The following is a 13,041-nucleotide window of genomic DNA, read 5'->3' on the forward strand; positions in this document are numbered from 1 at the left end:
AGCTGGCCGGGTCGCCGCGGTGTCGGGCGGCAGCGAAAGGAGCGCGGGCATGACGGCATTCAAACCGCTCGCCGGGATTCGCGTGTTGGATTTCACGCACGTCATCGCGGGTCCGCTGGCAACGTTTCATCTGGCGCAACTCGGCGCCGAGGTCGTCAAGATCGAGAACCGCAACGGCGGCGACGTGATGCGCCGCGGCAACGGCCGAATGGGCTTCGTTTCGCTGAACGCCGGCAAGCGCTGCATCGAACTCGACCTGTCCGACGCCGATGATCTCGGCCAGGCACTCGAACTGGCCCGCGAAGCCGACGTGCTGGTCGACAGCCTGCGGCCAGGCGTGCTCGACCGGTTCGGGCTCGGCGACGGCCCGCTGCGGGCGCTGAATCCGGGGCTCGTCTACTGCTCGATCAGCGGCTGGGGCAATGCCGGGGCGTGGCAGGACCGGCCGGCCTACGATCACGTGGTCCAGGCGGCGACGGGGATGACGCTGATGGCCGGCCGTGAAGGCGAGCCGCCGGTCAAGACGGGCTTCCCGGTGGTCGATGCCGGCACCGGGCTCGTCGCCGCGATGGCGATCCTGGCCGCGCTGCGCGAGCGCGATGCATCCGGTACGGGGCGATATCTCGACGTGTCGATGACCGGCGCCGCGTTGCAGCTGATGTACCCGTTCGCATGCCAGGCGCTCACGGCCCGCGTGGCGCCGCCACGGGTCGGCAACCAGGGATACTCGGGCAGTCCGGCGGCGGACCTGTTCGCCACGCAGGACGGCTGGGTCGCGCTCGGAGCCAACACGCCGAGGCAACTGGCGGCCGTGCTCGGCGTACTCGGGCGCGCGGACATCGCGCGCGATCCCCGCTATTTCGATCCCCCGCTCGATGCCGGCGGGCCGGCCGCGTTCCTGCGCGCCGGCGACCCGGCGGCGTTGCGCGCCGCGCTGGCCGATGCGATTCGCGAATGGCGCGCGGCTGACCTCGAGGATGCGTGCGCCGGCGCCGGCGTGGCCTGCGCGAAGGTGCGCACGATCGTCGAGTTCGTGGACGACGCGATGAACCACGACGCGCTCGAATCCGTCATGCTGACCGACGGCGACTGCAGCGTACTGTCGCCGGGCCTGGGCTATCGCGTGCGCGCGTCGCGTGCCGAGGGAGGAACGCAGACATGAACACGGGCATGCAATACGCGACGGACAGCGGCGATCTGACCACGCGTGTCGAAGCGGACCGGGTGTTCGCGCGCATCACGAGACGGCTCGTGCCGCTGCTGTTCCTGTGTTACCTGGCCGCGTTCGTCAATCGCAACAACATCGGCCTCGCGAAGCTGCAGATGCAGAGCGCGCTCGGATTCACCGACGCGGTGTACGGCGTGGCGGCCTCGGCGTTCTTCGTCGGGATCCTCCTGTTCGAACTGCCGAGCAACCTGATGCTGCGGCGGGTCGGCGTGCGCCGCACGCTGCTGCGGATCATGGTGTTGTGGGGCATGGTCGCGGCCGCGACGATGTTCGTCAGGACGCCGGGCCAGTTCTACACGCTGCGCTTCCTGCTCGGCACATTCGAGGCGGGGTTCTTTCCTGCCGTCGTCGTGTATCTCACGTTCTGGTTTCCGCCCGAGCGCCGCGCGAAGGTCATTGCGCTGTTCATGACCGCCGCCGCGGCAGCCGGCCTCGTCACCGGGCCGGTGTCGGGCTGGGTACTGAACTCGATGGGTGGCGTGGCGGGGCTCGGCGGCTGGCAATGGTTGATGCTGCTGGAAGGCGTGCCGAGCATCGTGCTCGGCGTGATCGCGTTCCGCGTGCTGCCAGAAGCGCCCGGGCACGCACGCTGGCTGTCGCCCGACGAGCAACGCATCGTGCAGCTGGCGCTTGGCGCGCACGACGAGCGGCAGACCACCCGTCATCCGTTGCGCGCGGCGCTGCGGGAACCGTGTGTCTATCTGCTGGGCTTGACGACGTTCTCGCTCGGCTGCGCGACCAACCTGCTGATTTTCTGGCTGCCGTCCATCATCGAGGCGACCGGTGTCACGAACCTGCAACACGTCGGCCTGTATGTCGTGATTCCGAACCTGATCGGCACGATCGCGATGGTCTGGTACGGCCGCCGGTCGGACCGGCGCCGCGAGCGTCACATGCATTTCATCGTTGCGGTCGGCGCGGGTATTGCCGGACTGTGCACGATGGCCGTTTCGCACGGCGCGTTGCCCGGCGTCATGGCCGGCGCCATCGTCGCGACCTGCGGCATCGCGTCCGCCTACCCGGTGCTGTGGGCGATCGCGACACGCCTGTTGCCGCGCGACGCGGCCGCCGCCGGCATCGCGCTGATCTCGAGCATGGGTGCGGCGGCCGGCGTGAGCTCCGCGCTGTTCGGTGCGATTCGCGTACGGACGGGCAGCCTCGACCCGGCGCTCTATCTCGTCGCGCTCGTGCTCGTCGCCGTGGTGCTGCTGTTCGCGTGCGTCAATCGTCTGAAGGCCGCCGACGCGGCACTCGTCAACAAGGAACACCGCTCATGAATCACCCGTTCACGGACACGCAGCCGGTGCTGGGCCCGGCACCCTTCTTCGACATGGCGGAACTGCTCGACGAGTCGACGCTGGCGCCGGAGATCGTCTCCGATTGCGTGCGCGAGAGTCGCCATCGTGCGGGGCGCCGCGTGCGCGTCGTCGAGCTGACCTTCACCAGCCAGCGATGGCACGGGCTCGTCTGGCGGCATCCCGCCCGCATCTACGTGCCCGACGGCTATGACGGCGACGGCGCGGCCGGCATCATCGGCACGGAGCGGCAGGCCTTCGAGCCCGGCGAATGGGCCCGGCGCGTCATTCCGGGCACGACGCTCGATACCGAAGGCGAATACGCGGAAGGTACCGCGCTCGACCTCGGGATGCCGGTCATGATCTTCGCGAACCCGGCCGATTGCCCGTTCGGCCTCGACGAATCGGATTTCACCGGCTATGCGCTGAAGAAGACGCTGGAAACCGGCGACCTGACCTGGAACGGGTACTACCCGATCGCGAAGGCGTATCTGCGCGCCATCACGCTGCTGCATTCGCTCACGGGCATCGGCACGAAGCGGGCCGTCCTGCTCGGCCATTCGAAGCGTGGAGTCGGCGTGGCCATCGCGGCGGGCGCGGACCCGGAGCGGGTGGCGGGCGTGATGGTGTGCGGCTACCACGGCGGGAACAACCTGTATCACCTGGCGACGAAATTCGCCGAGTTCGGGCCGCACGTCGCCGGGCCGGCGGAGTCGCACGCCGGCCCCGGGTTTCAGGGCGCGGAGACGATGCTGCGCGCGATCAACAATCCGGTCGGCTTTCGGATACTGATGCACTTCGATCCGTATCTGTGGCGCGACCGGATCAAGGCCGCCTATCTCGTCGCGCTCGGCACCAACGACGAGTTCTTCGCGCTCGGCGCGCCCAACAGCATGATGACCGACATGCCGGGCGACAAGGCCTATCTCGCCATCGACAACGTGCGTCATTCCTGGGTCTCCGCGAAGCATCTGGCGGCTTGGCGGATGTGGCTCGCCCGCACCTTTGCCGACCGCCGCGTGCCGCGCATGCCGGCGGTTCGGCACGAGACGGCCGGCGACCGGCTGGCCGTGGCCGCGCGCGTCGAGCCGGAGCACGTGACGGGTGTCAGGCTGTTCCACGCGTTTCACCCGGTCTCGCAGGACTGGCGCAGCGCAACGTGGCAATCGACGCCGATGGCGGCGCGCGACGGCGAATGGCACGCCGAGTTGACGCACCCGGCGGGGCACAACCTCGCGTGGTACGTCGAGGTCGAGCACAACGGCGCCGGCGAGCCGGGCTACGTCAGCTCGCTCGTGCAGAACGTCGGGCGTTCGGCCGGGTAATCGCGGCGGAAGGGGATCGGCGAACGCGGACGCGGAGCGTCGATTCCGGCAACAACCGGCATCGATGGGCACACACTCGATGCCGGCATTGAACCATTGTTTTGGTGTGCGAATCATGAAGTGAGGCCGTGACGAACACATAAAGCCAGGAACTGGCAGGAGGAGACTGATGAGGAGATTCGCATGGATGGCGTTGCTCGGCGCGTTGCCGGGCATCAGCGTCGCGCAGTCGAGCGTGACCCTCTACGGGCAGATCGGCGGCGGGATCCGATGGACCAACGGTATGCAAGGTGGAAGCGCCGTCGGGTTCAACAACAACCTGATCTCGGGCAACGATTTCGGCATCCGGGGACGGGAAGACCTGGGCGGCGGGTTCAAGGCGCTGTTCGTGCTCGATGGCTCGTTCAACAGCGGAACCGGCGCACTGAAATCGTCCGGCACGCTGTTTTCCCAGGCGGCCTACGTGGGCGTGACGGGCGGCTTCGGGCGCCTGACGCTCGGGCGCCAGTTCAACGCGGCGACCGACTTCGGGATCGTCGTGGACCCGGCGGGCGGGCGCGGCCAGTCGCTTGCCATCGAGCCGGGCGTGCTGTGGAGCGGCAATCCGTTCACGCTCGATTCCCGCTTCAACAACACGATTAAATATATCGGCGAACTGGGCGGCCTGCGCGTCGCGGCGAGCTATTCGCCCGGCGGCGTCGCGGGCAATACACGCGCCGGAACCAATTTCTCGGCGGCCGCGATGTATCAGTATCAGACGGTGCTCGGCGGCGCCTCCTACTCGAAAACCTACAGTGCGGATGCGACGCAGTCCGCACAGACGTGGATGGCGGGCGGGACCTGGCAGATCGGCGCCGGCCGGCTCTATGCGAGTTACTCGGCGCTCGACGTGTCGAGCGCGAACGCGAACCGGCCGCATCGCCGCGACAAGATTCCCGCGCTGGGTGTCGTGTATCAGGCAACGCCGTTCCTGCAGTTCACGGCCGGCATGTACGACGACATCGGCAGCAATCTCGGCAACCAGCACGGCGCGGACGGGCACAAGCTCACGACGTACGCGGTCGTCGAATACTTCCTGTCGAAGCGCACCGAGCTCTACGCGGAGTTCGATCGCAACGGCTTCTCCGGCGCGTACCGCACCGATCCGACCAATATCGCGGCCATCGGCTTGCGGCCCGGCGGCAGCGGCGTGACGGGGGTATCGATCGGCCTGATGACGAAGTTCTGAGCGTTGACCGACGTCATATTCCGTGTGTGAAGGGGAACCGAATGAAAGCACTGCAACGTGGATTGATCGCGACCGTCGTGACACTCGGTGTCGTGGTCGCAGCCGGCACCGCGCGAGCCGCATCGGAACCGGTGTCGACAACCGCTGCCAGTGGGGCATCGGCGGACAAGGCGAGACGGGCTGACGACCGGCGTCTGACGCGTCGTGTCAGCACCGCACTCGCCCGCACCCGCGGGCTGAACGCGACGCGCATCGTGGTGCGCGCCCGGAGCGGCGTCGTGACGCTGCGCGGCGGCGTGAGCGACGGTCAGCAGGCCGCGATGGCCGTGGCAGCGGCACGGCAAGTCGACGGCGTGACGCAGGTGACGAACCAGCTTCGTCTGGGCGAACAGATGCCGTGACCGGCGCGGGCGGCTCCGATGCGGAACGATCGGACGCGGCCCGTTCATCCTGCGATCGGTTGCGGCCGGGCGAACCCGGCACGCACACCGGGCGGCCGGTGTGCGGCTAACGTAACGGCGTGTCGCCGAGTGCCAGCGCCAGTACCTTCGCCACATGCACCGCCTGCGTCTGCGCACCATCGTGAATCTGATGCCGGCAGCTCGTGCCGTCCGCGACGACGATCGCGCCTTCGGCCCGCGCCCGCACGGCCGGCAGCAGCGACAACTCGGCCATCGCCTGCGATGCGTCGTAGTGCTCGGCTTCATAGCCGAAACTGCCGGCCATCCCGCAGCACGACGATTCGACCGGCGACACCTTGAGCCCCGGGATCCAGCGCAGCACGGTCTGCACCGGTGTGAATGCGCCGAATGCCTTTTGGTGGCAATGGCCGTGCACCAGTGCCTCGGCGGTTCCGTCGATTTCGCGTAGCCGTAGTGACAGCCGGCCGGCTTCCTGCTCGCGCACGAGAAACTCTTCGAACAGGAACGCGTGACTGGCGAGTCGTGCGGCTTCATCGCCATAGCCATAGGCAAGAAACTCGTCGCGCATCGACAGCAGGCACGAAGGCTCCAGCCCGACGATTGCGACGCCGCGTTCGAGGTAGGGCCGCAACGTATCGAGCGTGCGCTTCGCCTCGGCCTTCGCTTCGTCGACGAGCCCCGCCGCGAGGAACGTGCGGCCGCAGCACAGCGGCCGTTCGCCTTCGCGCACGTTGAAATGCACGGTGTAGCCGGCCGCTTCGAGCACGGCCTGCGCGGCGCGCGCGTTGTCCGGTTCCTGGTAGTTGCTGAACGTATCGACGAAGAGCAGCACTTCGCGGGTTGCGGAACCGGTCTCCTGCGAAGACGTAGGCGCAGCTGTGCCTGCACCTGCACCTGCACCGACATCCGCCAGAAACGGCCGCGCAAACGCGGGCAGCGCACGCTGCGGCGCGAGGCCGATCCATTGCTTCATCGCCGCCGCGACGACCGGCACGCCGTTTGCAAACGCGATCGCCCCGCGCAACCTGGACGCCCACGGCGCGTAACGCGGCAGATACGCGACGAGCCGTTCGCGCAGCGTCGTGCCGTGCTTGCGGTTCCACGCATGCCGCGCCTCGATCTTGAAGCGCGCCATGTCGACGCCCGTCGGGCAGTCGCGCTTGCAGCCCTTGCACGATACGCACAGGTCGAGCGCGGCCTTCACGTCGTCGCCGGCGAGCCCGTCGTCGCCGAGCTGCCCCGTCACCGCGAGCCGCAGCGTGTTCGCACGGCCGCGCGTCACGTGCTGTTCGTCGCGTGTCACGCGGTAGCTCGGGCACATCGTGCCCGCGTCGAACTTGCGGCAGTGGCCGTTGTTGTTGCACATCTCGACGGCCGATGCGAGCCCGTGCGTGATGTCGGTGCCCGTGCCGGGTGCGGTTTCGTCGCCGGTCAGCGGGTTGCGCGTGACGTTCCACGCAGACCAGTCGAGCGCGGGCTGCGACGGCAGCGCCGCATAGCCCGGCGCGAAGCGGAAGTTCTCCCGCACGTCCATGCGCGGCGGATTGACGATCTTGTCCGGGTTGAAGCGGTTGTCGGGATCGAACAGCGCCTTGATTTCCGTGAACGCCGCGTTCAGGCGTGGGCCATACTGCCACGCGACCCATTCGCCGCGGCACAACCCGTCGCCGTGCTCACCCGAATACGCACCCTTGTACTCGCGCACGAGCGCCGCCGCTTCGCCGGCGATCTCGCGCATGCGCGTCGCACCGTCGCGCCGCATGTCGAGAATCGGCCGCACATGCAGCGTGCCGACGCTCGCATGCGCGTACCACGTGCCTTCGGTCTCATGCTTGTGGAACACGTCGGTCAGGCGGCGCGTATATTCGGCGAGATGTTCGAGCGGCACCGCGCAATCCTCGATGAACGACACCGGCTTGCCGTCGCCCTTCATGCTCATCATGATGTTGAGCCCGGCCTTGCGCACGTCCCACAGCGCCTTCTGCGCGCCGGCATCGGTCATCTTCACGACGCTGCCGGGCAGCCCGAGATCGGCCATCAGTTCGGCGAGCCGGTCGAGCTGCGTCAGCTGCGCATCGCGCGATTCGCCCGCGAACTCGACGAGCAGGATCGCCTGCGGCTGCCCGGCCAGCGCCTGTTCGATCACGGGCCGGAACGCCGGGTTCTCCATCGACAGGTCGATCATCGTGCGATCGACCAGTTCGACGGCCACCGGCTTCAGCTTCACGATGTGCTGCGCGGTATCCATCGCCTGGTAGAAGGTCGGGAAGTTCACGACGCCGAGCGTCTTGTGCGCGGGCAGCGGCGCGAGCTTCAGCGTGATCTGCCGGCTGTACGCGAGCGTGCCTTCGGAGCCGACGAGCAGGTGCGCGAGATTCGCGTGGCCGTCGTCGGTGTACGCGCGCGGGTTCTGGCAGTCGAACAGGTCGAGGTTGTAGCCGGCCACGCGGCGCAGCACCTTCGGCACGCGCTCGACAATTTCGTCGCGCTCGCGCCGTGCGATCCGTTCGACGCCGTGCAGCAGCGCGAGCGTGCGACGATCGGTGACGGGCTGCGCGAGCGAGCCGAACCGGCACTCGCTGCCGTCCGCGAGGATCGCGTCGATCGCGAGCACGTTGTGCACCATGTTGCCGTACTCGATCGAGCGCGACCCGCACGAGTTGTTGCCGGCCATCCCGCCGATCGTGCATTGCGCGCCGGTCGACACGTCGACCGGAAACCACAGCCCGTGCGGCTTCAGCCACGCGTTCAGGTGATCGAGCACGATGCCCGGCTCGACGGTGACGGTGCGCGCCTGCGCATCGAATTCGACGATCCGGTTCAGCCACTTGCTGTTGTCGACGACGAGCGCCTCGCCGACCGTCTGCCCGCACTGGCTCGTGCCGGCGCCGCGCGCGAGCACGGGGATCTTGCGGTCGCGCGCGACGTCGAGCGCGATGCGCAGGTCGTCCTGGTCGCGCGGCACGACCACGCCGAGCGGCATGATCTGGTAGATCGACGCGTCGGTTGCGTAGCGGCCGCGGCTCGCGCGATCGGCGTGGACGTCGCCGCGCATTTCCGCGCGCAGCCGCTCGAACAGCGGCGACAGCGCGGCGCCTTGCGACGGCACGAGATGGACAGGGCGAACCAGCGAAGGCGTGACGGCGGATTTCATGGCGGCGGTCGGTATCGGGTGAAAACGGATCAGGCGTGGATCAGGCGAGCGTGACGCTGACGGGCGGCAGCCCGGCGATGCGGCCGACGGCCGTGCCTGCCGCGTTCGGGAAAAACATCCCCGTGTACGAGCCGGTCGTGACGACGGTGCCGGCCGGCAGCACGATGCCGCGCTGCGACGCATGATTCACGAGCCACGGCAGCAGGCGGCGCGGGTCGCCTGCGGGATTCGTGCCGGGTGCGGCGCCGGCGATGTCCTTCCCGTCGAACGTGAAGGCCGGGTTGGGCGTGAGGAACGGAAAATCCTCGCGATAGCCGGTCATTTCGCCGAGCACGAGTGCGCCGTGGTTCTGCAGGTCGGCGAGCTGCGCAACGGGCGCGACGTCCGGCCATTCGCGGAAGCGGCTCGCGACGATCTCGATCGACGCGCCCATCTGTGCGATGCCTTCGAACACTTCTTCGTCGGCATACGCGGTGGCGCGCGGCGCGAAGTCGCGGCCGAAGCGGAACGCGATTTCCAGTTCGAGGCCGAGAGGCCGGAACGCGCCGCGCGGCAGCGTGACGCCGCTCGCATGCCGGCAGTCGTCGGGCAGCGGCGCGCCCTGGATCGGGCCGTCGGGCTGTTTCGCGCCGACCTTCCACGCGCCGATCGCGGCGCTGCGTTCGGCGAGCACCTGCGCCTGCACGGCATAGGCAGCATCGGCGCTGACGGGGACGAGTTCGGGCGGCAGCGCGGCGAACGCGATGCCGTGTTGCCAGCCGGCGGCGAGCCGGGCGGCGAGATCCTGGGTAGCTTGGGTCATCGTGCGTCTTGAAGAAGAAGGCGGGCGCCGCCGGCGGCAGCGCCCCGGTTGGCATCAGGCCGGCGAGCGGTTGGCGGCGGGCTGTTCGGCGGGTGCATCGGCGAAGCGGCTGTCCGGCTGCATGCGGAACGCGAGCAGCACGCCCACGCCCATCAGCACCATGCTGCCGATGAACGGCAGCTCCCAGCTGCCGAAGCGGTCGATCACGAAGCCGGAGATCACCGGCGACAGGATCGCCGCGAGCGCGGAGCCGGAATTCATCATCCCGCTCGCGGTGCCCGAGTATTCCGGTGCGATGTCCATCGGCACGGCCCACATCGGGCCGATCGTCATCTCGGCGAAGAAGAAACCGGCCGCGAGGCACGCCATCGACACGTACAGGTGGTGCGTGAACAGCAGCGGCAGCAGCGACAACAGCGTGAACAGCATGCAGATCGACACCATCCAGCTGCGCGCACGCTTGAGGCTGCCGGTGCGTGCATAGACGCGGTCGGTGACGATGCCGCCGAGCGTGTCGCCGATCACGCCCGCGAAGAACACCGCGGACGCGAACACCGCCGATTTCTTCAGGTCGAGGTCGTAGCTGTGCAGGAAGTACTGCGGAATCCAGCTCAGGAACAGCCACAGCGTCCAGCCGTAACAGAAGTAGACGATCGTGACGGGCATCATCCGGCGGAACAGCGGGCCCCACGGCACGGTGGCGGGCTTCTGTTTCGGCGGCGGCAGCGCATCGAGTTCGGCCTGTGTGATGCGCGGGTGGTCCTTCGGATGTTCGGTGTAGACGAGCGCCCAGACCGCGACCCACACGATGCTGATCACGCCGCAGATGTAGAACGATTCGCGCCACCCGTACACGGCCATCACCGCGACGACGGCGGCCGGTGCGACCGCGTTGCCGACGCGCGAGAACGCATGCGTGATGCCCTGTGCGAAGCCGCGTTTCTCGCGCGGCACCCAGCGCGACATCGCCGACGTGGCCGCCGGGAACGTCGCGCCTTCGCCGAGCCCGAGCAGCAGGCGCGCGGCGAGCAGCGACGCGAGGCCGCCGGCCATCCCGGTGAGCAGCGTTGCGACGGCCCACAGCAGCCCGCACGCGAGCAGCGTGCGGCGCGCGCCGAAGCGGTCGCTGACCCAGCCGCCGATGATCTGGAATACGAGGTACGGATACGCGAATGCGGAGAACACCAGGCCGATCTCCGTCTTGTTCAGCCCGAACTCCCGGCCGAACCCGGCGGCAGCCGTGCTCACGTTCACGCGGTCGAGGTACGTGATGAAGTACATCACGCACAGCATCACCAGCACGATGCTGGTCGCCCGGAACAGCTTCATGTTGCGTCTCCTAGATGTTGTCTGGCTTGCCGCTGCAACCGCGCCGGCTCTGAGGCCGGTTTTGTGCCGATGCAGCGCGGCCGCGCGTCGTGCGGGCCGCAAAGGGGAACGAGCGATGTGCCCGCGGCACGCCGCAGGCACACGCGGTCAGGCCGCCGCGCGCAGCGCGGGCGTGTGGGTGTTCGACGCGAGATAGTCCATCGCCGCGACGACCCCGCTCGCGGCAACCGGCACGCCGGCGAGCTTCAGCCCCATCTCGCAGCCGGCGAGCGTGGCCATCAGCGTGAGGTCGTTGCAGTCGCCGAGATGGCCGATGCGGAACATCCGGCCGCGCATCTTGCCGAGCGCCTGCCCGAGCGACATGTCGAAGCGTTCGTAGATCAGCTTGCGCACGGCGTCCGCGTCGACGCCGTCCGGCATCATCACGCCGGTCAGCACGGGGCTGTAGACGGCCGGGTCCGCGCACTGGATCTCGAGGCCCCATGCGCGCACCGCGCGGCGCGTCGCTTCCGCGAGCCGCTGGTGGCGCGCGAACACGTTGTCGAGCCCTTCGCCGAGGATCATGTCGAGCGCTTCGGCGAGCCCGTACAGCAGGTTGGTGTTCGGCGTGTACGGCCAGTAGCCGTTCTTGTTCGCCTCGATGATCTCGTGCCAGCCCCAGAATGCGCGCGGCAGTTTGGCGTGCTCGCTCGCCGCGAGTGCCTTCGGCGACACCGCGTTGAAGCTGATGCCCGGCGGCAGCATCAGCCCCTTCTGCGAGCCCGACACCGTCACGTCGACGCCCCATTCGTCATGGCGGTAGTCGGCGGACGCGAGCCCCGAGATCGTGTCGACCATCAGCAGCGCCGGGTGGCCGGCCGCGTCGATCGCGCGGCGCACCGCCGCGATGTCGGACGTGACACCGGTGGAGGTCTCGTTGTGCACCACGCACACGGCCTTGATGTCGTGCGCGGTGTCGGCGCGCAGGCGCGCTTCGATCAGGTCCGGCTGCACGCCGCGGCGCCAGCCTTCGATGCCCGGCAGGCCGAGGAATTCGGGCTTCAGGCCGAGCGCCTCGGCCATCTTCTTCCACAGCGTCGCGAAGTGGCCGGTCTCGAACATCAGCACGGTGTCGCCGGCGCTCAGCGTGTTGGTCAGCGCGGCTTCCCATGCGCCGGTGCCGGACGCCGGATAGATGACTACCGGCTGCGTGGTCTTGAAGATCTTCTTGATGCCGGCCAGCACCTTGAGGCCGAGCGCGCCGAATTCGGGGCCACGGTGGTCGATGGTCGGGTAGCTCATTGCCCGCAGGATGCGGTCGGGCACCGGGCTCGGCCCCGGAATCTGCAGGAAGTGGCGGCCGGACGGGTGAAAGTCGAGTTGCAGCATGGTCGTTCTGTCTCCTTGGTTGCATTTTGAATTTTGCATGCAAAATACTTTAGCAGAGCGACCACGGCAGAACCAAGCGCTGATTTCACCGAAAATGCCGGTGTTTACCCGACATTGGCGGGGTGATATTCGGGTCGGGCGAGTTGCAGTAGAATCGCGGGAAGCAAGAGGGAAGGACTTTGCATGCAAGATTTGAATGATCTGGAGCATGCCGGCAGCGCGCCGGCACTGCCGAAACTGGAGCGGCAACGGCTGCACGACACGGTCGTCGAGCACCTGCGCAAGTTCATCGTCGAAGGTGTGCTGACACCGGGCATGCGGCTGAACGAGCGCGAGCTGTGCGAGACGCTCGGCATCTCGCGCACGCCGCTGCGCGAGGCGTTCAAGGTGCTGGCGTCCGAGGGGCTGCTGGTGCTGTCGCCGAACCGCGGCGCGAGCGTGTACCGGATGACCGAATCGGAGATCCGCGAGACGTTCGAGCTGATGTCGGGGCTGGAGGCGTTTTCCGGCGAGCTGGCGTGCGAGCGCATCACGCCCGCCGAACTGGCGGAGATCAAGGCGCTGCATTACTCGATGCTCGCGTGCCGGATGCAGAACGACCTGCCCGGCTACTACAGCCGCAACCAGGAAATCCACGACCGCATCAACGAGGCCGCGCGCAATTCGGCGCTGCGCGGCACGTACCAGGCGATCAACCGCCGGATCATGTCGATGCGGTTCCGCTCGAACCAGCACGTCGAGAAGTGGAATCGCGCGGTGCACGATCACGAGGAGATGATCAAGGCGCTCGAGGCGCGCGACGGCAAGGCGCTCGCGGCGATCCTGCGGCGGCACTTGCTGGAGAAGCGCGACGCGGTGTTGCTGCTGCACGCGGAAGTCGACGCGTAGCC

10 protein-coding genes are annotated in these 13,041 nt (G+C 68.1%); 6 read left to right on the plus strand and 4 right to left on the minus strand.

Features of this window, described 5'->3' with window-relative positions; genetic code table 11:
- Positions 1 to 49 precede the first annotated feature (49 nt).
- From OHZ10_RS19430 to OHZ10_RS19450, 5 genes are all read left to right on the plus strand, one after another.
- Positions 50 to 1,162, plus strand: a complete 1,113-nt coding sequence (locus OHZ10_RS19430; RefSeq protein WP_174992556.1) for a CaiB/BaiF CoA transferase family protein — start codon at positions 50 to 52, stop codon at positions 1,160 to 1,162.
- Positions 1,159 to 2,505 (plus strand): MFS transporter, encoded by a 1,347-nt coding sequence (locus tag OHZ10_RS19435; RefSeq protein ID WP_256086960.1) that lies wholly within the window; start codon positions 1,159 to 1,161, stop codon positions 2,503 to 2,505. The genes OHZ10_RS19430 and OHZ10_RS19435 overlap by 4 nt, the downstream gene beginning before the upstream one ends.
- Positions 2,502 to 3,848, plus strand: coding sequence for a PhoPQ-activated protein PqaA family protein (locus tag OHZ10_RS19440; protein WP_342705574.1), 1,347 nt, complete (start codon positions 2,502 to 2,504; stop codon positions 3,846 to 3,848). Before OHZ10_RS19435 ends, OHZ10_RS19440 begins: the two co-directional genes overlap by 4 nt.
- Positions 3,849 to 4,017: 169 nt before the next feature.
- Entirely contained in the window at positions 4,018 to 5,076 is a 1,059-nt protein-coding gene (locus tag OHZ10_RS19445; protein ID WP_174992559.1) for a porin, read from the plus strand.
- 41 nt (positions 5,077 to 5,117) lie between these two features.
- Positions 5,118 to 5,477 (plus strand): BON domain-containing protein, encoded by a 360-nt coding sequence (locus OHZ10_RS19450; protein WP_174992560.1) that lies wholly within the window; start codon positions 5,118 to 5,120, stop codon positions 5,475 to 5,477.
- Between the two features lie 106 nt (positions 5,478 to 5,583).
- On the opposite strand, the gene OHZ10_RS19455 is transcribed toward OHZ10_RS19450, so the two are convergent.
- The 4 genes from OHZ10_RS19455 to OHZ10_RS19470 form a co-directional block, all read right to left on the minus strand.
- Entirely contained in the window at positions 5,584 to 8,652 is a 3,069-nt protein-coding gene (locus OHZ10_RS19455; RefSeq protein ID WP_342705575.1) for an FAD-binding and (Fe-S)-binding domain-containing protein, read from the minus strand.
- A gap of 40 nt (positions 8,653 to 8,692) precedes the next feature.
- Positions 8,693 to 9,454: a 2-keto-4-pentenoate hydratase gene (locus tag OHZ10_RS19460; protein ID WP_342705576.1), complete on the minus strand. Its 762-nt coding sequence runs from the start codon at positions 9,452 to 9,454 to the stop codon at positions 8,693 to 8,695.
- Positions 9,455 to 9,508: 54 nt separating this feature from the next.
- Entirely contained in the window at positions 9,509 to 10,783 is a 1,275-nt protein-coding gene (locus tag OHZ10_RS19465; protein ID WP_174992563.1) for an MFS transporter, read from the minus strand.
- Positions 10,784 to 10,930: 147 nt separating this feature from the next.
- Positions 10,931 to 12,151 (minus strand): pyridoxal-phosphate-dependent aminotransferase family protein, encoded by a 1,221-nt coding sequence (locus OHZ10_RS19470; protein ID WP_342705577.1) that lies wholly within the window; start codon positions 12,149 to 12,151, stop codon positions 10,931 to 10,933.
- Between the two features lie 183 nt (positions 12,152 to 12,334).
- Here OHZ10_RS19470 and OHZ10_RS19475 point away from each other — a divergent pair, with 183 nt between their 5' ends.
- On the plus strand, positions 12,335 to 13,039 hold the full coding sequence (locus OHZ10_RS19475) for a GntR family transcriptional regulator (RefSeq protein ID WP_342705578.1): 705 nt from the start codon (positions 12,335 to 12,337) through the stop codon (positions 13,037 to 13,039).
- The last annotated feature ends 2 nt before the right edge of the window (positions 13,040 to 13,041 follow it).

Origin of the sequence: Burkholderia arboris (genome assembly GCF_038723655.1) — a bacterium.
GTDB classification, from domain to species: domain Bacteria; phylum Pseudomonadota; class Gammaproteobacteria; order Burkholderiales; family Burkholderiaceae; genus Burkholderia; species Burkholderia arboris.